14 protein-coding genes, 1 tRNA gene and 1 rRNA gene are annotated in these 24,572 nt (G+C 71.7%); 11 read left to right on the top strand and 5 right to left on the bottom strand.

Annotation, left to right across the window (positions count from 1 at the left end; genetic code table 11):
• Together rrf and ABTY04_RS18080 are read left to right on the top strand one after the other, a co-directional pair.
• Positions 1-93, top strand: a 5S ribosomal RNA gene (rrf, locus tag ABTY04_RS18085); the annotation flags it as partial.
• A gap of 5 nt (positions 94-98) precedes the next feature.
• A tRNA-Thr gene (locus ABTY04_RS18080) sits at positions 99-174 on the top strand.
• A gap of 100 nt (positions 175-274) precedes the next feature.
• On the opposite strand, the gene ABTY04_RS18075 is transcribed toward ABTY04_RS18080, so the two are convergent.
• Positions 275-2,836 carry a SpoIIE family protein phosphatase gene (locus tag ABTY04_RS18075; protein ID WP_502996664.1) on the bottom strand — a complete coding sequence of 854 codons (2,562 nt, stop codon included), beginning with the start codon at positions 2,834-2,836 and terminating at the stop codon, positions 275-277.
• A 192-nt stretch (positions 2,837-3,028) separates the two neighbouring features.
• Here ABTY04_RS18075 and ABTY04_RS18070 point away from each other — a divergent pair, with 192 nt between their 5' ends.
• The 9 genes from ABTY04_RS18070 to ABTY04_RS18030 all read left to right on the top strand — a co-directional run bounded on the left by ABTY04_RS18070 (position 3,029) and on the right by ABTY04_RS18030 (position 17,346).
• Entirely contained in the window at positions 3,029-8,557 is a 5,529-nt protein-coding gene (locus tag ABTY04_RS18070) for a HAMP domain-containing hybrid sensor histidine kinase/response regulator (RefSeq protein ID WP_352214311.1), read from the top strand.
• Positions 8,558-8,831: 274 nt separating this feature from the next.
• Complete coding sequence (locus tag ABTY04_RS18065) at positions 8,832-9,509, top strand: response regulator (RefSeq protein WP_352214310.1); 678 nt, start codon at positions 8,832-8,834, stop codon at positions 9,507-9,509.
• 167 nt (positions 9,510-9,676) lie between these two features.
• Positions 9,677-12,436, top strand: a complete 2,760-nt coding sequence (locus tag ABTY04_RS18060; RefSeq protein WP_352214309.1) for a DNA translocase FtsK — start codon at positions 9,677-9,679, stop codon at positions 12,434-12,436.
• A 228-nt stretch (positions 12,437-12,664) separates the two neighbouring features.
• On the top strand, positions 12,665-13,561 hold the full coding sequence (locus ABTY04_RS18055) for a helix-turn-helix domain-containing protein (protein WP_352214324.1): 897 nt from the start codon (positions 12,665-12,667) through the stop codon (positions 13,559-13,561).
• A 115-nt stretch (positions 13,562-13,676) separates the two neighbouring features.
• Positions 13,677-15,188 carry a 30S ribosomal protein S12 methylthiotransferase RimO gene (gene rimO, locus ABTY04_RS18050; RefSeq protein ID WP_352214308.1) on the top strand — a complete coding sequence of 504 codons (1,512 nt, stop codon included), beginning with the start codon at positions 13,677-13,679 and terminating at the stop codon, positions 15,186-15,188.
• The gene (pgsA, locus tag ABTY04_RS18045; protein ID WP_352214307.1) at positions 15,185-15,841 is read left to right on the top strand and encodes a CDP-diacylglycerol--glycerol-3-phosphate 3-phosphatidyltransferase; all 657 of its coding nucleotides are present in this window, start codon (positions 15,185-15,187) and stop codon (positions 15,839-15,841) included. The genes rimO and pgsA overlap by 4 nt, the downstream gene beginning before the upstream one ends.
• A gap of 23 nt (positions 15,842-15,864) precedes the next feature.
• The gene (locus tag ABTY04_RS18040; protein WP_502996663.1) at positions 15,865-16,428 is read left to right on the top strand and encodes a CinA family protein; all 564 of its coding nucleotides are present in this window, start codon (positions 15,865-15,867) and stop codon (positions 16,426-16,428) included.
• Between the two features lie 109 nt (positions 16,429-16,537).
• Positions 16,538-16,918, top strand: a complete 381-nt coding sequence (locus ABTY04_RS18035) for a helix-turn-helix domain-containing protein (protein ID WP_352214306.1) — start codon at positions 16,538-16,540, stop codon at positions 16,916-16,918.
• Between the two features lie 158 nt (positions 16,919-17,076).
• Positions 17,077-17,346: a hypothetical protein gene (locus ABTY04_RS18030; RefSeq protein WP_502996660.1), complete on the top strand. Its 270-nt coding sequence runs from the start codon at positions 17,077-17,079 to the stop codon at positions 17,344-17,346.
• Here ABTY04_RS18030 and ABTY04_RS18025 read toward each other — a convergent pair.
• The 4 genes from ABTY04_RS18025 to ABTY04_RS18010 all read right to left on the bottom strand — a co-directional run bounded on the left by ABTY04_RS18025 (position 17,294) and on the right by ABTY04_RS18010 (position 24,509).
• Positions 17,294-18,064 carry an SDR family NAD(P)-dependent oxidoreductase gene (locus ABTY04_RS18025; protein WP_352214305.1) on the bottom strand — a complete coding sequence of 257 codons (771 nt, stop codon included), beginning with the start codon at positions 18,062-18,064 and terminating at the stop codon, positions 17,294-17,296. The two genes, ABTY04_RS18030 and ABTY04_RS18025, sit on opposite strands and share 53 nt — an antisense overlap.
• Before the next feature lie 36 nt (positions 18,065-18,100).
• Positions 18,101-18,898: an Fpg/Nei family DNA glycosylase gene (locus tag ABTY04_RS18020; RefSeq protein WP_352214304.1), complete on the bottom strand. Its 798-nt coding sequence runs from the start codon at positions 18,896-18,898 to the stop codon at positions 18,101-18,103.
• Positions 18,899-19,016: 118 nt separating this feature from the next.
• On the bottom strand, positions 19,017-19,733 hold the full coding sequence (locus tag ABTY04_RS18015) for a hypothetical protein (protein ID WP_352214303.1): 717 nt from the start codon (positions 19,731-19,733) through the stop codon (positions 19,017-19,019).
• 171 nt (positions 19,734-19,904) lie between these two features.
• Positions 19,905-24,509, bottom strand: coding sequence for an ATP-dependent helicase (locus ABTY04_RS18010; protein ID WP_352214302.1), 4,605 nt, complete (start codon positions 24,507-24,509; stop codon positions 19,905-19,907).
• Between the last annotated feature and the right edge of the window lie 63 nt (positions 24,510-24,572).

The following is a 24,572-nucleotide window of genomic DNA, read 5'->3' as shown; positions in this document are numbered from 1 at the left end:
ACGCCCGGTTACATTCCGAACCCGGAAGCTAAGCCTTTCAGCGCCGATGGTACTGCAGGGGGGACCCTGTGGGAGAGTAGGACGCCGCCGAACAACCCGCCCTTTTAGCTCAGTCGGTAGAGCGTCTCCATGGTAAGGAGAAGGTCAACGGTTCGATTCCGTTAAAGGGCTCCAAAGAAAAGGCCCCCGCCTCATGGCGGGGGCCTTTTTTGTTTTCCGTCCCAAGGCCGGCACGGCCCGCCAGGGGCAGTACCGGCCCGGCCGGGCCGCAGGCTCAGTCGCCCTCGCGCTGGTGGGGGACGCGGAAGGCCAGGATGGCCATGTCGTCCGAGGCGGGTTCGGCCGCGAAGCGCTCCACCGCGCGCAGGACGCGCGAGGCAACGGCGCCGGCGGTGAGGCCCGTGCACGTGGTGAGGACCTCCGCCAGACCGTCGTCCCCCAGCATCCGGGAGCCCTCGCGGCGTTCCGTCACGCCGTCCGTCACACAGAGGAGCACGTCGCCCGGGTCCAGGGTGAGGGTCTGCTCGTACAGGTCGAGGTCGTCGATCACGCCGAGCAGCGGCTGCGGGTCCGCGGCCGGGGTGACCTGGCCGTCCGGGCGCAGGCGCAGCGGCAGCGGATGGCCGGCGCAGACGACCTTCATCAGGGCGCCGCCGTCCGGCTGCGGGCGCAGTTCGCCGTACAGGAGGGTGAGGAAGCGGCTGCGGGCGCCCTCGTCGAGGATGGCCGCATTGAGCCGTTCCAGAACCGCCGGCCCGCCGAGGCCCTCGCGGGCCAGGAGGCGCAGGGCGTGCCGGGCGAGGCCGGTGACGGCAGCCGCCTCGGGGCCCGTACCGCAGACGTCGCCGATGGCGAAGCCGTACGCGCCGTCGCGGATCGGGAAGACGTCGTAGAAATCGCCGCCCACCTCGTTGCCCTCGCCTGCCGCGCGGTAGATGACCTCGACCTCCATGCCGGGGATGGCGGGCGAGCCGGGCGGGAGCAGGCTGCGCTGGAGGGAGCGGCTGATGGCGGTGCGCTCGGAGTAGAGGCGGGCGTTGTCCAGGGCGAGGGCGGCCCGGCGGGAGAGGTCCTCGGCGAGTTCGAGGATCTCCTGGCGGAAGTGCTCCTCGGACGGCCTGCCCAGGGTGAGCATGCCGATCACCCGGTTGCGGGCCAGGAGCGGGAGGACGACGGTCTCCCCGCCGACCGCAGCGGCCGTCGCCGGCCAGGGGCGGGCGCCGGCCTCGCGGACCGGTTCGGGTGGGCTGACGCGGGAGAGCAGGGCCTTGAGGCCGTCGATGCGCTCCTCGTCCTCGTGCAGGACGTACGAGAGGTACGGATCGGAGGACTGGTCGGCGATCGTGTAGACGGCGCACCAGGTCGCCAGGGTCGGTACGGTCATCTGGGCCATGAGGGCCAGGGTCTGGTCCCGGTCGAGGGTGCCCGCTAGCAGGTCGGAGGCCTCGACGAGGAAGGACAGGGAGCCGCGGCGCAGGCGTTCCAGCTCGCCGAGGCGGGCGGACTCGACGGCGAGGGCGATGCGGTCGGCGGCGAACTGGAGGCGCAGGGCCTCGGCGTTGGAATAGCGGCCGGGGCTCTCGGCGGCGACGCCGAGCGAACCGGTGAGCCGGCCCTCCACCTTCAGGGGGACGGTGATCACCGAGCGCATGCCGGTGGCCTCCAGGAGGGGGACGGCTCCGGGGACGGCCGCGAGGTCGTCGTGGACGGCGGGCATGCGGGCCGAGCCGTACCGGTTGGTGCCGGCCTCGACGGGGACGCGGGCGAAGCGCTGGCGGGTGGACGGCAGCCCGGTCGTGGCGCGGACCTCCAGCTCCGTCTCGTCATCGGTGGCCAGCAGCAGGAAGGCGGAGTCGGCGTCGAGCATGTCGCGGGCGCGTTCGACGGTGCGCTGGAGGAGTCCGTCGAGGTCGTCGGGGGCGGGGGAGCCGATGAAGACCTCGAAGGGGTCCGCGGGGCGGGGCTCGGTGAGCTGGAGGCTGTCGGAGGAGGCCGCCCGTACAGGGGTCTGGAGCAGGGCCCGCTCGTCGTCGTGGACCAGCAGGCACACGATCGAGGGCTCCCCGTGGGCGTCGCGGACCCGCAGATGAGAGGCGTACACGGGGATCACGCGGCCGTCGGCGCCGCGGATGCCGTAGCTGCCCTCCCAGCGGGACAGGCGCAGGGCCTCGGCGATGCCGGTGCCGGTGCCGGGGGTCTGGGGCCAGGCGGCGAGTTCGGCGAGGGGGCGGCCGACGGCCTTCTCGGCGGAGTAGCCGAAGACGTGCTCGGCGTCCTCGTTCCAGGCGGAGACGGAGTCCGAGGCGTCGATCTGGAGGACGGCGACGCGGACCCGGCTGTCGGCGAGGGGCAGGAGCCGGTCCGGGACGACGGGGCCCGCGGAGCGGGTACCGACCGGACGGTCCGGAAGGTCGAGCCGGAACCACACGTGCTTGTGCGTGGCGGTGTACTCGACTCCCCAGCGCGTGGCGAGTGCGGCGCAGAGCATCAGCCCGCGGCCGCTCTCACGGTCGGGGTCGGCGTACGGGCGCTCGCCGGGGTGCTGGAGCGGGAGCTCGCGCTCGGGATACCGGTCGGCGATCTCGACCCGTACCCCGTCCCCGGAACGCAGGCACAAGACCTCGGCCTTGGTGCCGGCGTGGACCACGGCGTTGGTGACGAGCTCGCTGGTGAGCACCACGGCGTCGTCGACGATGTCCGCGAATCCCCAGCCCTGGAGGGTGTCGCGGACGAACGCGCGGGCAGCTGCGACCGAGCGCCCGAGGGGGTCGAAGCTGGCAGCCGCCCGAGCCGTGATCACAAGTCTCCTTCGACGCGGTTGGACATCGGATGCCAGGTTACTTACCTTCGCGGTCGGCTTGGTGCCGTCGTCAGGGATTCCACCCGCAGGGTGCGGCCGGTGTGCGATGGTGCCGAAGTGTTATGGCCGGGTTCGGCCGGGGTGAAACACTGGGCAGGATCGGACAGCCGGGCGTGCGACTCGCCGGGTGTCGGTGGAACAGCGGTCGACCCTTTCGGGAGGGACACGGTGGAGTCTGGCGCAGCGGTGCGGCGTACGGGAACGCGCCCGAAGGGCGGGAGGTCCCGCCGGAACGGCACGACGGAAGTCGATACCGCCGCCCTGAACCGGCTGCTCACGGCCCTGGTGTCGATGCGGGACGGGAATTTCCGCAAGCGGCTGACGGTGTCCGGCGAGGGCGTGATGGCGGAGATCGCCGCCGTCTACAACGAGGTCGCCGACCGCAACCTTCATCTGACGGGAGAACTGTCCCGGGTGCGGCGGATGGTGGGCCGCGAGGGCAAGCTGAGCGAACGGCTGGAAACAGGCGCTTGCGAGGGCTCCTGGGCGGCTGCGATCGATGCCTCGAACCAGCTGGTCGACGATCTCGCCCGGCCGGTGTCCGAGGTGGGCCGGGTGCTGTCGGCGGTCGCCGAGGGCGACCTGGACCAGCGGATGGACCTGCGGACGCAGGCCCCGGACGGGGTCGGGCATCCGCTGCGCGGCGAGTTCCTGAAGGTCGGGCGTACGGTCAACAACCTGGTCGACCAGCTGTCCGCGTTCACCGACGAGGTGACGCGCGTGGCGCTGGAGGTGGGTACCGAGGGCAAGCTCGGCGGTCAGGCCCAAGTGCGCGGAATGTCGGGTTCTTGGAAGGATCTGACCGACTCCGTCAACACGATGGCGTACCGGCTCACCGCTCAGGTGCGTGATATCGCTCTCGTCACGACGGCGGTGGCGAAGGGCGACCTGTCGCGCAAGGTCACGGTGCACGTGGCCGGCGAGATGCTCCAGCTGAAGAACACCGTCAACACGATGGTGGACCAGCTGTCGTCGTTCTCCTCCGAGGTGACGCGGGTCGCCCGTGAGGTGGGTACGGAGGGCGAGCTCGGCGGCCAGGCGAAGGTGCCCGGGGTCGCGGGCGTGTGGAAGGACCTGACCGACTCCGTCAACACGATGGCGGGCAACCTGACCGCGCAGGTGCGCGGGATCGCGCAGGTCACGACGGCTGTCGCCAACGGTGATCTGTCGCAGAAGGTACGGGTCAGCGCGCGGGGCGAGGTGGCGCAGCTGGCCGAAACGATCAATCAGATGACCGAGACGCTGCGGACGTTCGCGGACGAGGTCACCCGGGTGGCCAGCGAGGTCGGGGCGAAGGGCCTGCTGGGCGGTCAGGCGCAGGTGCCGGGTGCGGCGGGTACGTGGAAGGACCTCACCGACTCGGTGAACACGGTCTTCCGCAACCTCACCACGCAGGTGCGGGACATCGCGCAGGTGACGACGGCGGTGGCCAACGGTGACCTGTCGCAGAAGGTCACGGTCGACGTGGCCGGCGAGATGCTGGAGTTGAAGAACACCGTCAACACGATGGTGGACCAGCTCCAGTCCTTCGGCGCGGAAGTGACGCGCGTGGCCCGTGAGGTGGGCGTCGAGGGTGAGCTGGGCGGTCAGGCGCAGGTGCCGGGTGCGGCGGGTACGTGGAAGGACCTCACCGACTCGGTGAACACCGCCTTCCGCAACCTCACAGGCCAGGTCCGCAACATCGCGCAGGTAACGACGGCGGTGGCCAACGGCGACCTGTCGCAGAAGGTCACCGTGGACGTCTCGGGCGAGATGCTCCAGCTGAAGAACACCGTGAACACGATGGTGGACCAGCTCTCCAGCTTCGCCGACCAGGTCACGCGGATGGCGCGGGACGTGGGTACGGAGGGCCGGCTCGGCGGCCAGGCCCGGGTGGAGGGGGTGTCCGGGACGTGGAAGGAGCTCACCGACTCCGTCAACTTCATGGCCGGCAACCTGACCTCCCAGGTGCGGCAGATCGCCCAGGTGACCACCGCGGTGGCCCGTGGTGACCTGTCGCAGAAGATCGACGTGGATGCGCGCGGCGAGATCCTGGAGCTGAAGAACACCATCAACACGATGGTCGACCAGCTCTCGGCCTTCGCCGAGCAGGTGACGCGGGTCGCGCGGGACGTGGGTACCGAGGGCCGCCTCGGCGGCCAGGCGCAGGTGCCCGGGGTGGCCGGCGTGTGGCGCGACCTCACGGACTCGGTGAACGGCATGGCCGGGAACCTGACCTCCCAGGTCCGCAACATCGCGCAGGTCGCGACGGCGGTGGCCCGTGGTGACCTGTCGCAGAAGATCGACGTGGATGCGCGCGGGGAGATCCTGGAGCTGAAGAACACCCTCAACACGATGGTGGACCAGCTCTCGAACTTCGCGGAGCAGGTGACCCGGGTGGCCCGCGAGGTGGGTACGGAGGGCATCCTGGGCGGCCAGGCGGAGGTGAAGGGGGTCTCCGGCACCTGGAAGGACCTCACGCAGTCCGTCAACTTCATGGCGAACAACCTGACGTCGCAGGTGCGCAACATTGCCGAGGTGACGACGGCGGTCGCCATGGGCGATCTCTCCAAGAAGATCACCGTCGACGCCAAGGGCGAGATCCTCGAACTGGTCACGACCGTCAACACGATGGTGGACCAGCTGTCCTCGTTCGCGGAGCAGGTGACGCGGGTGGCCCGCGAGGTGGGTTCCGAGGGCATCCTCGGCGGCCAGGCCCGGGTGCGCGGGGTCACGGGCATCTGGAAGGACCTGACCGACAACGTCAACCTGATGGCCAACAACCTGACCTCGCAGGTGCGCAACATCTCGCAGGTCTCGGCGGCGGTCGCCAACGGTGATCTGACGAAGAAGGTCACGGTCGAGGCGCGCGGCGAGGTCGCGCAGCTCGCCGACACGGTCAACACGATGGTGAAGACCCTGTCCTCGTTCGCGGACGAGGTCACGCGCGTGGCGCGTGAGGTGGGTACGGAGGGCCGGCTCGGCGGCCAGGCGCACGTGCCGGGGGTCTCCGGAACGTGGAAGGACCTCACCGATTCGGTGAACTTCATGGCCTCCAACCTCACCGGTCAGGTGCGGCAGATCGCCATGGTCACGACCGCCATCGCCAAGGGCGACATGACCAAGAAGATCGACATCGACGCGCGCGGCGAGATCCTGGAGCTCAAGACCACCATCAACACGATGGTCGACCAGCTGTCCTCGTTCGCCGACCAGGTGACCCGGGTGGCTCGCGAGGTGGGCACGGAGGGCATCCTGGGCGGGCAGGCCCGGGTCCGGGACGTGGACGGCACCTGGCGCGACCTCACGGAGTCCGTGAACGAGATGGCCGGGAACCTGACCCGGCAGGTGCGCGCGATCGCGGCCGTGGCCACCGCGGTGACCCGCGGCGACCTCAACCTGAAGATCGACGTGGACGCGGCGGGCGAGATCCAGGTCCTCCAGGACAACATCAACACGATGATCGCGAACCTGCGCGACACCACCTTGGCCAACAAGGAGCAGGACTGGCTGAAGGGCAACCTCGCCCGGATCTCGGCCCTGATGCAGGGCCGCCGCGAGCTGGACGACGTGGCCTCGCTGATCATGAGCGAGCTGACCCCGGTGGTCTCGGCGCAGCACGGGGCGTTCTTCCTGGCGCTACCGTCGGGCGGCACCACCGAGATCGGGACCGAGGGTGGTCCCGACGGTGCGTACGAGCTGCGGATGCGCGGGAGTTACGCGTACGCGGGCGGCCAGGTGCCGACCTCTTTCCGGCCGGGGGAGGGGCTGATCGGGGCCGTTGCCGAGGAGAAGCGGACGATCCTCGTCGAGAACACCCCGCCCGGCTACCTGAAGATCTCCTCGGGACTCGGGGAGGCGCCGCCGGCGCATGTGATCGTGCTGCCGGTGCTGTTCGAGGGGAAGGTGCTCGGCGTCATCGAGCTGGCGTCCTTCCAGCCGTTCACGCAGATCCAGAAGGACTTCCTGAGCCAGATCGCCGAGATGATCGGTACGAGCGTCAACACGATCAGCGTCAACTCCAAGACGGAGATGCTGCTCAAGCAGTCGCAGGAGATGACCGAGCAACTGCGCGAGCGCTCCGACGAGCTGGAGAACCGGCAGAAGGCGCTCCAGGCCGCGAACGCGGAACTGGAGGAGAAGGCGGAGCTGCTGGCCCAGCAGAACCGGGACATCGAGGTGAAGAACACCGAGATCGAGGAGGCCCGGCAGGTCCTGGAGGAGCGCGCCGAGCAGCTCGCGGTCTCGATGCGCTACAAGTCCGAGTTCCTGGCGAACATGTCGCACGAGCTGCGCACCCCGCTCAACTCGCTGCTGATCCTGGCCAAGCTGCTCGCCGACAACGCGGACGAGAACCTGTCGCCGAAGCAGGTGGAGTTCGCGGAGACCATCCACGGTGCGGGCTCGGACCTGCTCCAGCTGATCAACGACATCCTCGACCTGTCGAAGGTCGAGGCCGGGAAGATGGACGTCTCGCCGACCCGGATCGCGCTGGTGCAGCTCGTGGACTACGTGGAGGCCACCTTCCGGCCGCTGACCGCGGAGAAGGGCCTGGACTTCTCGGTGCGGGTCTCCCCGGAGCTGCCCGCGACGCTGCACACGGACGAGCAGCGGCTGCTCCAGGTGCTGCGCAACCTGCTGTCGAACGCGGTGAAGTTCACCGACACGGGGGCCGTGGAGCTGGTGATCCGGCCCGCTGGGTCGGACGTGCCGGCGGCGATCCGGGAGCAGCTGCTGGAGGCGGGTTCGCTGCGGGAGGCGGATGCGGACCTGATCGCCTTCTCGGTGACGGACACCGGGATCGGGATCGCGGCGAGCAAGATGCTGGTGATCTTCGAGGCGTTCAAGCAGGCCGACGGGACCACCAGCAGGAAGTACGGGGGCACGGGCCTGGGGCTGTCCATCAGCCGGGAGATCGCCCGGCTGCTGGGCGGGGAGATCCACGCGGCGAGCGAGCCCGGCCGCGGGTCCACGTTCACGCTGTACCTGCCGCTGCACCCGAGCGAACTGCCGCCGCAGGGGTACGCGCCGCCCACGCCCGGCGGCGGCCGCGGCGAGGTGTACCGCAGGCAGGCCGACGGGGCGCGGTCCGCGCTGCCGGCGCCCCCGGCGGCTGCCGCCGCAGCGCCCGCGCAGCCGCAGTACGCGCGGCCCGCGCTGCCGGCCGCGGGGCCGGTCGGGCAGGGGCAGGGCGGCGCCGCGCTGTTCCGGCGCAGGCGCAAGGCGCTGAGCGACCTGGAGCCGCGTACGGCGGTGCCGGGGCAGCCGAACGTGCAGGGGCCCGAGGGCGCCTGGGTCAACCCGGAGGAGGAGCTTCCGGTCCTGCCCCGGACGTACGACTTCCACGGCGAGAAGGTGCTCATCGTGGACGACGACGTCCGAAACGTGTTCGCGCTGACCAGCGTGCTGGAGCAGCACGGGCTCGCGGTGCTGTACGCGGAGAACGGCCGGGAGGGCATCGAAGTCCTGGAGCAGCACGACGATGTGACGGTCGTGCTGATGGACATCATGATGCCCGAGATGGACGGCTATGCGACGACCTCGGCGATCCGGCGGATGCCGCAGTTCGCCGGGCTGCCGATCATCGCGCTGACGGCGAAGGCGATGAAGGGGGACCGGGAGAAGGCGATCGATTCCGGTGCTTCCGACTATGTCACCAAGCCGGTCGACCCTGACTACCTGCTGACGGTGATGGAGCAGTGGATGCGCGGCAAGTGACCGGCCGGCGCGCACTCTGATACGAATTGCTGACTGACTGTGGCGAAAACGGTGTGGAAGGGCGGAAGGCGGGGAACCTTCTGCTCTCCCACACCGTTTCTGCTTCGTGCACAGTGACATCTTGGTGACAGGGTGTGGCGATCTCGGGACTGGGGCTACGATGACCGGCACAAGGACGGGCGGCGCAAGGATGCCGTCCTCTGGGGCGGGGCCCGGCGTACAGGCCGGCGCCCGGAGCCGGGGAGGCCCCATGCCGGGGCGAGGAGGACAGGGCATGGTGCAGAAGGCCAAGATCCTCCTGGTCGACGACCGGCCGGAGAATCTGCTGGCGCTGGAGGCCATCCTCTCCGCGCTCGATCAGACACTGGTCCGGGCGTCGTCGGGGGAGGAAGCGCTCAAGGCGCTGTTGACGGACGATTTCGCGGTCATCCTGCTGGATGTGCAGATGCCCGGGATGGATGGATTCGAGACGGCCGCGCACATCAAGCGGCGCGAGCGGACCCGGGACATCCCGATCATCTTCCTCACCGCGATCAACCACGGTCCGCACCACACGTTCCGCGGCTACGCCGCCGGCGCGGTGGACTACATCTCCAAGCCCTTCGACCCGTGGGTGCTGCGGGCCAAGGTCTCGGTGTTCGTGGAGCTGTACACGAAGAACTGCCAGCTGAGGGAGCAGGCGGCGCTGCTGCGGCTGCAGCTGGAGGGCGGTTCCAACGGCGACGGCAGCAAGGAGACGGCCGGCCTGCTGGCCGAGCTCTCCGCGCGGCTCGCGGCGGTCGAGGAGCAGGCCGAGGCGCTGAGCAAGCAGCTCGGCGAGGAATCGGCCGATGCGGCGGTCGTGGCGACCGCGGCCCACCTGGAGCGCAAGCTCACCGGACTGCGGCGGGCGCTCGACGCGCTGGAGCCCGGGGCCGGCGGGGGAGCGCCGGTGCTGCCCGCGCAGAGCTGAGTGCTCCGCGGGCAGGTGCACGGGACCCGGAACCGCCCTCCCGCAGGCCCGTTCGGACGCCGGCCCCATCTGGCGGTGTGTCAAAACGCTGATGCGGCGCGCGACACGAACGGGTGAAGCAGTGGGCACGCGTGTCCACCGCCGCGCGCACCGGTAACCTCGGGCCCATGGCCTCACGTACGTCCGGCAAGGGTTCCCAGAGCACAGCGGGCACCGCAAAGGGCCGCACCGGCCGGACGGCGGCGCCGGCGAAGAAGACGGCTCCCGCGCGGGGGAACGCCGCGAAGAAGGCCGCGGCGGGTCGGCGCGCCCCCGTCAAGAAGGCGGCGCCCAAGCCCGCGCCGTCCCCGACCGGGGGCGTGGTGCGGCTGGTGCGCGCCGTGTGGCTGGGCTGCGCGCACGCGGTCGGCGCGGTCTTCCGCGGGGTCGGCCAGGGGGCCAAGAACCTCGACCCCGCCCACCGCAAGGACGGCATCGCGCTGCTGCTGCTCGCCCTCGCGCTGATCGTCGCCGCCGGTACCTGGTCGAACCTGAGCGGTCCCGTCGGGGATCTGGTCACCATGCTGGTCACCGGTGCCTTCGGGCGACTGGATCTGCTCGTGCCGATCCTGCTCGCCGTCATGGCGGTGCGTTTCATCCGCCACCCCGAGCAGCCCGACGCCAACGGCCGGATCGGCGTCGGCCTCTCCGCGCTCGCCATCGGGGTCCTCGGCCTCGTGCACATCGCCTGCGGGGCGCCGGGCCGCGACGAGGGCACCACCGCGATGCAGAACGCGGGCGGACTGATCGGCTGGGGCGCATCCAAGCCGCTGATCTTCACCATGGGTGCGCCGCTGGCCGTGCCGATGCTGGTGCTGCTCACGATCTTCGGGCTGCTCGTGGTCACCGCGACGCCGGTGAACGCGATCCCGCAGCGGCTGCGACGGCTCGGCATCCGGCTCGGGATCATCGCCCCGAACGAATACGACGAGGGCTTCGGGGACGGCGCCGCCGGCCGGCACGACCCCGAGCAGTGGCGGGCCCGCTCGGGCTCCGCCGCTGCCGGCGATGCCGCCGGAACCGCCGACGCCGCCGAGGAGCAGGCCCTCGCCCGCCGGCGCCCGCGGCGGACCCCGGTCCGCCCCGCCCACGAGCGGGAGATGGACGCCGTCGACGTGGCCGCGGCGGCCGCCGCCGCGCTGGACGGCGTGGTGCTGGGCGGGATGCCGCCCTCCCCGCTGGTCGCCGGTCTCACGCAGGGCATCTCCGCCGAGCGCGAGGTCGCGGAGATCACCGCTCCCGTGCCGCCCGCTCGTGCGGAGCGGCCCAGGGCCGCCGCCCCGGACCCGGCCGAGCCGCCGCACGACACCACCGCCGCCGCTTCCGGGACCTTGTCGGTGCCGGACCTCACCAAGACGCCCCCGCCGTCCCAGCCGCTGCCGCCCCGCGCCGAGCAGCTCCAGCTGCGGGGGGACATCACGTACGCACTGCCCTCGCTCGACCTGCTGGAGAAGGGCGGGCCGGGCAAGACCCGCAGCGCCGCCAACGACGCGGTCGTCGCCTCGCTGACGAACGTGTTCACCGAGTTCAAGGTCGACGCGCAGGTCACCGGCTTCACCCGGGGGCCGACGGTCACCCGCTACGAGGTCACCCTCGGCGCGGCCGTCAAGGTCGAGCGGATCACGGCACTCGCGAAGAACATCGCATACGCCGTGGCCTCGCCGGACGTCCGGATCATCAGCCCGATCCCGGGCAAGTCGGCGGTCGGCATCGAGATCCCGAACACGGACCGCGAGATGGTCAACCTGGGCGACGTGCTGCGCCTGGCCGATGCGGCCGAGGACGACCATCCGATGCTGGTGGCCCTCGGCAAGGACGTCGAGGGCGGCTACGTCATGGCCAATCTCGCGAAGATGCCGCACGTGCTGGTGGCCGGCGCCACCGGTTCCGGAAAGTCCTCCTGCATCAACTGCCTGATCACCTCGATCATGGTCCGGGCCACCCCCGAAGACGTCCGGATGGTGCTCGTGGACCCCAAGCGGGTGGAGCTGACGGCGTACGAGGGCATCCCGCACCTGATCACGCCGATCATCACCAACCCCAAGCGGGCCGCCGAGGCGCTCCAGTGGGTCGTGCGCGAGATGGACCTGCGCTATGACGACCTGGCCGCCTTCGGCTACCGGCACATCGACGACTTCAACCAGGCCATCCGGGACGGCAAGATCAAGCTGCCGCCGGGCAGCGAGCGGGAGCTCAGCCCGTACCCGTACCTGCTGGTGATCGTCGACGAGCTCGCCGACCTGATGATGGTGGCCCCGCGCGACGTCGAGGACTCGATCGTCCGGATCACGCAGCTGGCCCGTGCGGCCGGCATCCACCTGGTGCTCGCCACTCAGCGGCCCTCGGTGGACGTGGTCACCGGCCTGATCAAGGCGAACGTGCCCTCGCGGCTGGCCTTCGCCACCTCCTCGCTCGCCGACAGCCGGGTCATCCTCGACCAGCCGGGTGCCGAGAAGCTGATCGGCAAGGGCGACGGGCTGTTCCTGCCGATGGGCGCGAACAAACCCGTCCGCCTCCAGGGCGCCTTCGTCACCGAGGACGAGATCGCCGGGATCGTGCAGCACTGCAAGGACCAGATGGCGCCCGTCTTCCGGGACGACGTCACCGTCGGGCAGAAGCAGAAGAAGGAGATCGACGAGGAGATCGGCGACGACCTGGACTTGCTGTGCCAGGCGGCCGAGCTGGTGGTGTCCACCCAGTTCGGGTCGACCTCGATGCTCCAGCGCAAGCTCCGGGTGGGCTTCGCCAAGGCCGGCCGGCTCATGGACCTGATGGAATCGCGGGGGGTCGTCGGCCCGAGCGAGGGTTCGAAGGCGCGCGACGTCCTGGTGAAGGCGGACGAGCTGGACGGGGTCCTCGCCGTCATCCGCGGGGAGGAGCAACCCTAAGGAGCCGGCGGGCAAACCAACGGCAAATCGGCGGGCAACCGTTTCCCATGGGCGCGCGTCTAGTTGAGGGAGACGGCGGCTCGCGTGCTGCGCCGGGCCGCTGCACCGCCCGGACGACCGGTCGCCATTCGGATGGCGTAGGAAGTCCACCCTCCGGTTGCTCCACCCTTTCGTCACCCCCCTAGACTGGACATCCAGCAGGTGGCTACACGCTCGAAAGGCGCCCTCGTGTCCATCGGCAACTCCAACTCCCCCGAAGATGAGCGGCCTTCGACCGGCGACCGGTCCGAGGACCACGTCATCGAACGCACAGACGAAGGGTCGTCCATCGGGACGGCTCTGAAGACGGCCCGGATCGCCGCCGGGCTCACTGTCGACGAGGTCAGTTCCACCACCCGCGTGCGCATCCCGATCGTGCACGCGATCGAAGCTGACGATTTCACGCGGTGCGGCGGCGACGTCTACGCCCGCGGTCACATCCGTACGCTCGCCCGCGCCGTCCACCTCGATCCGGAACCCCTGGTCGACGCGTACGACGCGGCCCACGGCGGCCGGCCGGCCCCCACGCCCGCCGCGCCGATGTTCGATGCCGAGCGGATCCGTCCCGAGCGGCAGCGGCCCAACTGGACCGCGGCCATGGTCGCCGCGATCGTCGCCGTGATCGGCTTCGTGGGCTTCACCGCCTTCGGCGGGGGCGACGCAAAGGACAAGCGGCCGGTGGCGGAAGGTTCCGCCTCCCCGCAGGCCGCGCCCAAGCAGTCGGCCGGGAAGCCGGCCGCCCAGCCCCAGGCAACCCCGAAGGCGCCCAAGCCGGAACCCTCGGACAGTGCCATCGCCGCCGCGCCCAAGGACCTCGTCACGGTCGTCCTGACGGCCAACGAGGGCGAGAGCTGGATCTCCGCGAAGGACCACAGCGGCCGGCTGCTGTTCGACGGGACGCTGGCCCCGGGCGAGTCCAAGACCTTCACGGACAAGGAATCCATCGACCTCATTCTCGGCGACGCCGGGGTCGTGAAGCTCTTCGTGAACGGCAAGGAGATCAAGGACGATTTCCAGCCGGGTCAGGTGGAACGCCTCACATACACGAAGGACGACCCCCGCCAGGGAGCGGCACAGGCGGGCTGATATGGCGCTGAATCCGTGATTCCGGGTCCCCGGGGTGCTGCGCCGCACCCTGGGGATCTTGGTTTACCGGGACTTGGGGCGGGGGTCGGCCTTTGGACAAAGTAGTCTTGAGTCCATGCCCGAACGCCGTACCGTCGCCCTTGTCACTCTTGGCTGCGCCCGTAACGAGGTGGACTCGGAGGAGCTCGCAGGCCGCTTGGCGGCGGATGGCTGGGAGCTCGTCGAGGACGCCGCCGATGCGGACGTAGCCGTCGTCAACACCTGCGGCTTCGTCGAAGCCGCCAAAAAGGACTCCGTAGACGCCCTGCTCGAAGCCAACGATCTCAAGGATCACGGCAAGACCCAGGCCGTCGTCGCCGTCGGCTGCATGGCCGAGCGCTACGGCAAGGAGCTCGCCGAGGCGCTCCCCGAGGCCGACGGCGTGCTCGGCTTCGACGACTACGCCGACATCTCAGACCGCCTCCAGACCATCCTCAACGGCGGCATCCACGCCTCCCACACCCCACGGGACCGGCGCAAGCTGCTGCCGATCAGCCCCGCGGCCCGCCAGGACGCCGAGGTGGCGCTTCCCGGCCACGCACAGTCGACGCCCGTCGAGGAGCCGGCCGAGGCCCCCGCAGACCTGCCGGACGGGCTCGCGCCCGCCTCCGGGCCGCGCGCGCCGCTGCGCCGCCGCCTGGACAAGAGCCCGGTCGCCTCGGTCAAGCTCGCCTCCGGCTGCGACCGCCGCTGCTCCTTCTGCGCCATCCCGTCCTTCCGCGGCTCCTTCATCTCCCGTCGCCCCAGCGACGTGCTGGGCGAGACGCGCTGGCTCGCCGAGCAGGGCGTCAAGGAGGTCATGCTGGTCTCCGAGAACAACACCTCGTACGGCAAGGACCTCGGCGACATCCGCCTGCTGGAGACCCTGCTGCCCGAGCTGGCCGAGGTGGACGGCATCGAGCGCGTCCGCGTCAGCTACCTCCAGCCCGCCGAGATGCGCCCCGGCCTGATCGACGTGCTGACCTCGACCCCCAAGGTCGTGCCGTACTTCGACCTGTCCTTCCAGCACTCGGCCCCCGACGTGCTCCGCGCCATGCGCCGCTTCGGTGACACCGACCGGTTCCTGGAGCTGCTGGACACCATCCGCACCAAGGCTCCGCTGGCCGGCGTCCGGTCCAACTTCATCGTCGGCTTCCCCGGCGAGAGTGAGTCGGACTTCAAGGAGCTGGAGCGTTTCCTCACCCACGCGCGGCTCGATGCGATCGGCGTCTTCGGCTACTCGGACGAGGACGGCACCGAGGCCGTCACGTACGAGAACAAGCTGGACGAGGACACGATCGCCGAGCGGCTCGCGCACATGCAGCGGCTCGCCGAGGAGCTGACCTCGCAGCGCGCGGAGGAGCGGATCGGAGAGACCCTGGAGGTGCTCGTCGAGACCGTGGAGACGTTCGGCGGAGCTGAAGACGAGGCGGACGGCGAGGGCGCCTTCGGGCGTGCCGCGCACCAAGCGCCCGAGACCGACGGCCAGGTCGTCTTCACGGACAGCACGGGCCTGGTCCCCGGCCGTATGGTGACCGCGAAGGTGGTCGGCACGCTGGGCGTGGACCTGGTGGCCGAGCCCCTGCACCTTGAGGAGGCGGCCGGATGACCGGAGTCCCGGCATCTGCGGCGGGCGGGACCGGCCGCAGGCCTGCGCCCGGCGCGAAGCTGGGGGCTGCGGCGGTCAATCAGGCCAGCCTGTGGAACATCGCCAACATCCTGACGATGATCCGGCTCGTCCTGGTGCCGGGATTCGTGCTCCTCCTCCTCGCCGATGGCGGGTACGACCCGGTGTGGCGGGCGCTGGCCTGGGCCGCGTTCGCCGTCGCCATGATCACGGACATCTTCGACGGGCACCTGGCCCGTACGTACAACCTGGTCACGGACTTCGGCAAGATCGCCGACCCCATCGCCGACAAGGCGATCATGGGGTCGGCGTTGGTCTGTCTCTCCTGGCTGGGCGACCTGCCCTGGTGGGTGACCGGGGTGATCCTCGGGCGGGAACTCGGGATCACGCTCATGCGTTTCTGGGTCATCAGGTACGGAGTGATTCCCGCCAGCCGAGGCGGCAAGCTGAAGACCCTGGCCCAGGGCACGGCGGTGGGCATGTACGTGCTCGCACTGACGGGGCCGCTGGCGACCCTGCGCTTCTGGGTGATGGCGGTCGCCGTCGTGCTGACCGTGGTCACCGGTTTGGACTACATCCGCCAGGCCGTGGTGCTGCGGCGCAAGGGCCTGGCCGCGGAGCGGGCCGCAAGGTGACAGACGCGGTGGGGGAATCTCCGGTGGCCGGTGGGGCGTCTTCGGACGCTCCGGAGGCGGCCGCGGAGACCGGGGACACCGCAACGATCGCCGCGGAGGTGCTGCGCCTCCTTGCGGAGAGTGACCAGACGCTCGCGGTGGCCGAGTCGCTGACGGGCGGGATGGTCGCGGCGGAGCTCACGGGTATCGCCGGGGCGTCCCGGTCCTTCCGCGGTTCGGTCACGGCGTACGCCACGGAGGTGAAGCACCGGCTCCTGGGAGTGGACGCCGGACTGCTTGCCGCCGAAGGGGCGGTGAACGCGCAGGTCGCGGCCGAGATGGCGGCCGGAGTGCGGCGCGTGCTGGGGGCTTCGTGGGGGATCGCGACCACCGGGGTGGCCGGTCCGGACCCGCAGGACGGGCAGCCGGTGGGCACCGTTTTCATCGCCGTGGCGGGTCCGGCGGGCAGGAAAACCGTCCCGCTGAGGTTGAACGGCTCCCGCGCGGAAATCCGTAGGGAGAGTGCACGGACAGTGCTCGAACTGCTCTCGAGCGAACTCCGCGAGAATGCGCGGGGGCAGGATACGGAACAGAACGGGGGGATTTGATGTTTGCAGCCCTGAGTGAACACGACATAGCTCCCCGCACGGCCGCGGCGCGAGGCGGTACGGTGGGGCGTGAAGGATGCGGCTACACGGTCAGAGGAGGGAGCCACCGATGATTTTGCTCCGTCGCCTGCTGGGTGACGTGCTGCGTCGGCAGCGCCAGCGCCAGGGCCGTACTCTGCGCGAAGTCTCCTCGTCCGCCCGAGTTTCTCTCGGCTATCTTTCCGAGGTGGAGCGGGGGCAGAAGGAGGCATCCTCCGAGCTGCTCTCCGCGATCTGCGACGCGTTGGACGTACGGATGTCCGAGCTGATGCGCGAGGTGAGCGACGAACTGTCGCTGGCCGAGCTCGCGCAGTCGGCCGCGGCAAGCGAACCGGTGACGGTACCGGTACGCCCGATGCTCAATTCGGTCTCCGTGGCTTCGGTCGCGGGTGGGCCCGAGCGGGTGACCATCAAGTCGCCTGCGGAAGCGGTGAATGTCGTAGCCGCGTGAGCTCGGGTCGTGAGCTGTGAAGAAATGAGCGTGGCCGGAGCCCCGGCCGGTGCGTGATGCACCGGCCGGGGCTCCGCGCCGTTCTGGGTGCGCGGCCGAGGGGCGTACGGGAGGATGGGACGAGTCCGGATCGCGGCCCTGACCCCCGGGAGGCAGCCGTGCGGCGGTTACTGCACATACCTCCGGTCGTCGCCCTCGCGCTGGCGGTGGGCCTGCTGTGGTGGTGGGCGGTGCTGCGGCTGGCGCTGGCGCCGGCCGAGTCGGGGCCCATCGAGGGCGCGGTCGCCGTGGGCGGCTGGGGGCTGGGTCTGCTCCCGGTGCACTGCGCGCCGGGGCCCGTGCGCAGGGCCCGGCGGGCTGCGACCGACGGGGCCGCTACCAGGGCATCGACACTCCGCCGTTCGGGCGCAGGATCTGGCCCGTCATGAAGGACGAGGCGTCCGAGGCGAGGTAGAGCACGGCCTGGGCGATGTCCTCGGGCTCGCCGACCCGGCGCAATGGGGACCTCCGGACCATCGCGGCCTCGGTCTGCTCCCGGACCTCGGGTCCGTGCCGGCCGGTCATCGGCGTGCGGATCCAGCCCGGGGCGATGGCATTGACGCGGATGCCGTGGGGGCCGGCCTCGGTGGCGAGGGTCTTGGTGAGCTGGACGACGGCGGCCTTGGCGGCGCTGTAGCAGAGCAGACCCGGCTGGGCGGCGTCCACGGCGCCCGATGCCATCGTGATGATCGAACCGGGGCGGCCGGCCGCGATCATGGCGTGCGCGGCCTCCTGGCAGGTGCGCAGGATTCCCTTGAAGTTGATGTCCAGGACCCGGTCGAGGTCCTCGTCGGTCGTCTCCAGGACGCTGCTGGTGTGCATGATCCCGGCGATGGCGGCGGTGATGTCGAGCGGCCCGGCGGCGGCGACGGCGGCGCGCAGGGCGGCGCGGTCGGTGACGTCCAGGGGGTGGAGGGTGGCGGTTGCGCCGGCCTTGGCGACGAGGTCCGCCGTCTCGGCGAGGCCCGGCTCGTCGCGGTCCGCACAGTGCACGGCGGCACCCGCCCCGGCGAGGAGGACGGCGGTGGCGCGGCCTATGCCGCTCGCGGCGCCGGTGATCAGGGCGGTCCGGCCGGTGAGGTCGTACGGGGCTCTGGGTGTGGGCATGCCGGGACCGTACGACCAGATCTGACGGAGCGTCAACTAGGGTGTGGGGCCGGATTGGCAGCGGGGGCACCAGTACGTGGGGCGGTCGTCCTGCGGTGCCTGGCGGACGGGGGTGCCGCAGCGCAGGCAGGGGCGGCGGGTGCGGCCGTAGACGAACAGCTCCCGGCCGGGGCGGTGGCTGCCGGTGGTGCTGCGGATCCCGCGGTCGCCGATGTTGGCGCGCAGGAGGCGGTGGGCGGCGCCGGCCAGGCGGACGGCGGTGGCCTCGGCGTCGGGCAGGTCGCCGACCGGGGTCCAGGGCGTGACCCGGGCCATGAAGCACAGCTCGGCCTTGTAGATGTTGCCGATGCCGGCCAGGTTGCGCTGATCGAGCAGGGCCTCGCCGAGGGGGCGGGCGGGGTCGGTGAGGAGGTTGGCGGCGGCCCGGGCCGGGTCCCAGTCGGTGCCGAGGAGGTCTGGGCCGAGGTGGCCGACAGCCTGGTGCTCGTCGGCGGTGCGCAGCAGTTCGAGCACCGGGAGCCGGTAGCCGACGGCGGTGGCGTCGGCGGTGGCCAGGACGGCCCGGATCTCGTGGGCGGGGCCGCCGCGCCACTTCTCGGTGGGGGCGAAGAGGCGCCAGGCGCCGTCCATGCCGAGGTGGCTGTGGAGGGTGAGGCCGCCTTCGAGGCGGGCGAGGAGGTGCTTGCCGCGCGGGGTGACGTCGAGGACGGTGCGGCCGGTGAGGTCGGCAGTGGCGAAGCGGGGGACGCGGAGGTCGGCGCGGGTGAGCGGCCGGCCCGCGAGCGCGGCGTGCAGGCGGGCGGCGACGCGGTGGACGGTGTCTCCTTCGGGCATGGGGCCATTGTCGCGCCGGGACCGGGACCGGGACCGGGAACGGGCGAACCCCCTGGGCGGGGTCACCGCCGCAGGGGGTTCGGGGATCAGGAGGCGTGAGGGCCCGATCGGCCGCTCATCACTTCCAGGTGAGGCCCTTCTGGGCAGGGGTGTTCAGGTTGTTGTACGGGTCGCCCCAGTACTCGGCGCCGGTGACCTTGGTCCCGGTCGGCGCGAGGGCGATGGCGCAGCCGGTCTGGGTCTGGCCGTTGGTGAAGCCCTTCGGCAGCGTGTCGCTCTGGCACTTGTCGAACTTGCCGCCGGTCAGCAGGACGCCGGACTCGCTGCCGCCGTCGAGCAGCCCCTTCATGTGGCTGACGGAGCCGAAGGACAGGTCCGTCGTACCGGTGTTCTTGATCGTGTAGCGGATGTAGAAGGGGGTCTGGCCCTTCACCTTGTCGCCGACGTTCAGCGTCGACAGGTCGGCCGGGCTGCCCGCCTCGATGCCGGTGACCGTGAGGGCGATCTGGCCGCCCTTGTTGCTGCCGACGCTGAACGGGACCGTCGCGGCCTCGCCGATCTTGAAGGCCTGGCCGGACTTGGCCACCGCGCCGCCCGCGGCACCGCCGGCGGCGCCGTCGTAGCCGCCCGCCGAGGCGCCCGGGGCTGCCGAGGAGGCGCCGCCCGCCGGGGGCGTGGCGTAGCCGCCGGCCGGGGCGGACGCGGCGCCGGAGGGAGCGTCCGAAGCCGCCGGGGCCTCTTCGTTGCCGCTCTTACAGCCGGTCAGGGTCAGGGTGCCGGCAACCGCCAGACCGATGACGCCCGTTGCTGCTCGTCGCATACTGTTGCTGCTCACTTTTCTGCTCCCCCATGACTGTGCACTTTTGACGTGGCATCGTCACTGTCGATGCCTGCGTGGATCTTGATAGTCGAGAACGGGCCCGGTCTGCCAGTCGAGCGGTGCTTCGTGACATGCTCAATACATAAGCGGGACATAAGCGCAATGCTCGCCACCTGAATGCGGCATTCAGGACCGCAGGCGCAGACCTCGTGGAGTGGCGTGGAATCCGGCCGCCTCCAGGGCCGGGCCCAGCGGTGAGGTCAACGCCGGGGCGGCGTTGATGCGTTCCACCGTGAGCGTCGGCAGGGTGCCGGTCCGGGAAGCCGCCGACAGGGCCGCGGTGGCCGCCTCAAGACGGGGGTCCTGCGCCGGGGGCCAGGCCAGCAGCGTCTTGCCGCCCCGCTCCAGGTACAGGGTGAGTTCGCCGTCGACCAGGACCACCAGTGAGCCCGCCTTGCGGCCCGGCTTGTGGGTGGCCCCGGCCGGGGGCTCCGGCCAGGGCAGGGCGGCCCCGTACGCGTTCGCCGGGTCGGCCGCCGCCAGGACCACGGCCGCCAGCGGGGGCGGGGTCCGCTCGGCCGACCGCAGCCGGTCCACCGCGCCGTCCATCGCGAACTGGGCCGCGCCCAGTCCCTCCACGACGTAACCCCGGCGGGCCTGGCCGCTGTCCTCGAAGGCCGACAGCACGCGGTACACCGCGCTGAAGCCGCCCTCCACGCCCTCGGCGGCCACCGCCCCCCGCGTGACCACGCCGTGCCGGTCCAGCAGCGTGCGGGCCAGGGCGTGGGCCCGGTGGGTGGGGTCGGGGGCCTGGGAGGGCAGCAGTGACCAGCGGCCGGAGACCGTGGGCGGGCCCGGGCGGGAGACCTGCGCGCCGAGCGTCCCGTACCGGCCGCGCGGGACGGTGCGCCTGGCCCGGTGGGCGGTGGCGCCCGCCGTACGGCCCGACCCGAGCAGGGAGCGCAGCGGGGACAGCGTGTCGTTCGTCAGCCGGCCCGACCAGGCCAGGTCCCAGACGGCCTCGGACAGTTCGAGGTCCGTGGCCTCCGACCACTTGGCCCGCACCGATTCGGCGAGCTGCCGGAAGAACAGCCCGTACCCGCCGGACAGGGTGTCCAGGATCGACCGGTGAAGGGGCGTCAGCTCCAGCGGGTGCGGCGGGGGCAGCAGCATCGGGGCCGCGTCCGCGAGGTAGAGCGAGATCCAGCCGTCCTTGCCCGGGAGGGCCCCGGCGCCCGCCCAGACCACCTCCCCGGTGGTGGTGAGCTCGTCCAGCAGGGTCGGGGAGTATCCCGCGACCCGTGAGGGGAGGATCAGCCGCTCCAGCGCCGAGGCGGGCACCGGGGCGCCCTGGAGCTGTTCGACGGCCCGGGCCAGGCCGTCGATGCCGCGCAGGCCCCCGCCCAGGTGCTGCCACTGCGGCAGGAAGGTGGCCAGGGAGGTCGGCGGGACGGGCTCCAGCTCCTGGCGCAGCGCGGCCAGGGAGCGGCGGCGCAGCCTGCGCAGCACGGCCGCGTCGCACCACTCCTGACCGATGCCGGCGGGGTGGAACTCGCCCTGCACCACCCGGCCCGCCGCCGCGAGCCGGTGCAGGGCGCCCTCGGTCACCGCCGCGCCCAGGCCGAAGCGGGCGGCGACGGCGGCCGTGGTGAACGGCCCGTGAGTGCGGGCGTACCGGGCCAGGAGGTCGCCGAGCGGGTCCTTGACCGGCTCGGTGAACGCCTCCGGCACCCCGACCGGGAGCGCCGTGCCCAGCGCGTCGCGCAGCCGGCCCGCGTCCTCGATCGCCGCCCAGTGGTCCGCGCCGCCGATGCGCACCACGATGGCCCGGCGGGCGTCGGCCAGCGCCTTCGGCCAGGCCGGACCGGCGCCCCGCTCGGCCAGTTCGGCCGGGGTCAGCGGGCCGAGCAGGCGCAGCAGGTCCGCCACCGACTCGGCGTCCTTGGCCCGCCGCTCCTCGGTGAGCCACTGGAGCTCCCGCTCCAGTTCCTCCAGTACCTCGGCGTCGAGCAGTTCGCGCAACTCGGCCTGGCCGAGCAGCTCGGCGAGCAGGCGGGAGTCCAGCGAGAGCGCGGCCGCCCTGCGCTCGGCGAGCGGCGAGTCCCCCTCGTACAGGAACTGGGCGACGTACCCGAAGAGCAGCGAGCGGGCGAAGGGGGACGGTTCGGGGGTGGTGACCTCGACGAGGCGGACCCGGCGGGCCTCGATGTCCCCCATCAGCTCGGTGAGGCCCGGCACGTCGAACACGTCCTGGAGGCACTCCCGTACGGCTTCCAGCACGATCGGGAACGATCCGAACTCCGATGCGACCTGGAGCAGTTGCGAGGCGCGCTGGCGCTGCTGCCACAGCGGGGTGCGCTTGCCGGGACTGCGCCGCGGCAGCAGCAGGGCGCGCGCCGCGCACTCGCGGAACCGGGAGGCGAACAGCGCGGAGCCGCCCACCTGGTCGGTGACGATCTGGTTGATCTCGCCGTGGTCGAAGGCGACGTCCGCGGCGCCCAGCGGGGCCTGTTCGTCGTCGAACTCGAAGGCGTGCGGGGCTGGGACACCGTCAGTGGACACAGTGTGGTCGAGCAGGTCCATGGACAGCAGGTCCGCGTCGGGCAGGCGCAGCACGATCCCGTCGTCCGCGTGCATGACCTGCGCGTCCATCCCGTACCGCTCGGCGAGGCGGGCGCCGAGGGCCAGCGCCCAGGGGGCGTGCACCTGTGCGCCGAAGGGGGAGTGGACGACGACCCGCCAGTCGCCGAGCTCGTCGCGGAACCGTTCGACCACGATGGTCCGGTCGTCCGGGACATGGCCGCAGGCCTCGCGCTGCTCCGCAAGGTACGCGAGGACGTTCTCCGCGGCCCAGGCGTCGAGGCCGGCCGCCAGCAGCCGCAGCCGGGCGTCCTCCTCGGGCAGCCCGCCGAGCTCGCGCAGGAACGCACCCACCGCGCGGCCCAGTTCGAGGGGCCGCCCCAGCTGGTCGCCCTTCCAGAACGGCAGCCGGCCCGGGACCCCCGGGGCGGGGGAGACCAGGACCCGGTCGCGGGTGATGTCCTCGATCCGCCAGGACGTGGTGCCCAGGGTGAACACGTCGCCCACGCGGGACTCGTAGACCATCTCCTCGTCGAGCTCGCCGACCCGGCCGCCGCCCTTCTTCGGGTCCGCGCCCGCGAGGAACACGCCGAACAGCCCGCGGTCGGGGATCGTGCCGCCGGAGGTGACCGCGAGCCGCTGCGCGCCGGGCCGGCCGGTGACCGTCCCCGCCACCCGGTCCCAGACGACCCGCGGTCTGAGCTCCGCGAACGCGTCGGACGGGTACCGGCCCGCCAGCATGTCCAGGACCGCGGTGAACGCGGACTCCGGCAGCGCCGCGAACGGCGCCGCCCGCCGCACCAGCGCCAGCAGCTCGTCCAGCTGCCACGTGTCCATCGCGGTCATCGCGACCAGCTGCTGCGCGAGGACGTCGAGCGGGTTCGACGGGATGCGGAGCGACTCGATGGACCCGGTGCGCATCCGCTCGGTGACCACGGCAGCCTGGACCAGGTCCCCGCGGTACTTGGGGAACACGACGCCCGTCGATACCGCGCCCACCTGGTGGCCGGCCCGGCCCACGCGCTGGAGCCCGGAAGCCACCGACGGCGGCGACTCCACCTGCACCACCAGGTCCACGGCGCCCATGTCGATGCCCAGTTCCAGACTGGAGGTGGCGACCACGGCGGGCAGCCGGCCCGCCTTCAGATCCTCCTCCACCAGCGCCCGCTGCTCCTTGGACACCGACCCGTGGTGCGCCCGCGCCAGCAGCGGCGGAGCGCCCAGGGCGGCCCCCGACTGGGCCATGACCTCGGCCGGAGGCGAGCCGTCGGGCAGCTTCTCGCCCACCGCCCGCTCGTACGCGATCTCGTTCAGCCGGTTGCACAGCCGCTCGGCGAGGCGGCGGGAGTTGGCGAACACGATCGTGGAGCGGTGGGCCTGGACCAGGTCCGCGATCCGCTCCTCCACGTGCGGCCAGATCGAGGGCTTGTCCCCGCCCTCCTTCCCCTCGGTCGCCGGCGAGCCGCCCAACTCGCCCATGTCCTGCACCGGGACGACCACCGACAGGTCGAACTCCTTCGCCGAGGGCGGCTGGACGATCTCGGCCTTGCCGCGCGGCGCGAGGTACCGGGCCACTTCGTCCACCGGCCGGACCGTCGCCGACAGCCCGATCCGGCGCGCCGGGCGGGGCAGCAGCTCGTCCAGCCGCTCCAGGGACAGGGCCAGGTGCGCCCCGCGCTTGGTCCCCGCGACCGCGTGCACCTCGTCCAGGATCACCGTCTCGATCCCGGCCAGAGCGTCGCGCGTCGCCGAAGTCAGCATCAGGAACAGCGACTCGGGCGTCGTGATCAGGATGTCCGGCGGCCGGGTGGCCAGCGCCCGCCGCTCGGCCGGCGGGGTGTCCCCGGAACGGATGCCGACCCGGATCTCCGGCTCGGGCAGGCCCAGACGGACCGACTCCTGGCGGATACCGGTCAGCGGGCTGCGCAGGTTCCGCTCCACGTCGACCGCGAGGGCCTTCAGCGGGGACACGTACAGCACCCGGCAGCGCTTCTTCGGCTCGGCGGGCGGCGGGGCGGAGGCGAGCTGGTCGAGGGCGGCGAGGAAGGCGGCCAGCGTCTTGCCGGACCCGGTCGGCGCCACGACGAGTACGTCGGAGCCCTCCCGGATGGCCCGCCACGCCCCCTCCTGCGCGGAGGTGGGCTGGACGAAGGCCCCCGTGAACCAGGAGCGGGTCGCGGGGGAGAACGAATCGAGCGCAGAGCCGGCCATGCCCCCATCCTGCACCCGGGCACCGACAAGGGCCCGGACCTGGGGAAACACCCGGACCGGGCA

The sequence above is a fragment of the Streptomyces sp. NPDC097981 genome, from assembly GCF_040302565.1.
Classification (GTDB): Bacteria; Actinomycetota; Actinomycetes; order Streptomycetales; family Streptomycetaceae; genus Streptomyces.
The sequence above is the reverse complement of the archived record's forward strand: the minus strand, read 5'-3'. Positions and strand labels throughout refer to the sequence as shown.

Bases quoted from the DNA above. Each gene is read 5' to 3' on its own strand.
- ABTY04_RS18065 (WP_352214310.1), top strand. From the start codon at position 8,832: ATGGTGCAGAAGGCCAAGATCCTCCTGGTCGACGACCGGCCGGAGAAT.
- ABTY04_RS18060 (WP_352214309.1), top strand. From the start codon at position 9,677: ATGGCCTCACGTACGTCCGGCAAGGGTTCCCAGAGCACAGCGGGCACC.
- rimO (WP_352214308.1), top strand. From the start codon at position 13,677: ATGCCCGAACGCCGTACCGTCGCCCTTGTCACTCTTGGCTGCGCCCGT.
- pgsA (WP_352214307.1), top strand. From the start codon at position 15,185: ATGACCGGAGTCCCGGCATCTGCGGCGGGCGGGACCGGCCGCAGGCCT.
- ABTY04_RS18035 (WP_352214306.1), top strand. From the start codon at position 16,538: ATGATTTTGCTCCGTCGCCTGCTGGGTGACGTGCTGCGTCGGCAGCGC.
- ABTY04_RS18025 (WP_352214305.1), bottom strand. From the start codon at position 18,064: ATGCCCACACCCAGAGCCCCGTACGACCTCACCGGCCGGACCGCCCTG.
- ABTY04_RS18020 (WP_352214304.1), bottom strand. From the start codon at position 18,898: ATGCCCGAAGGAGACACCGTCCACCGCGTCGCCGCCCGCCTGCACGCC.
- ABTY04_RS18010 (WP_352214302.1), bottom strand. From the start codon at position 24,509: ATGGCCGGCTCTGCGCTCGATTCGTTCTCCCCCGCGACCCGCTCCTGG.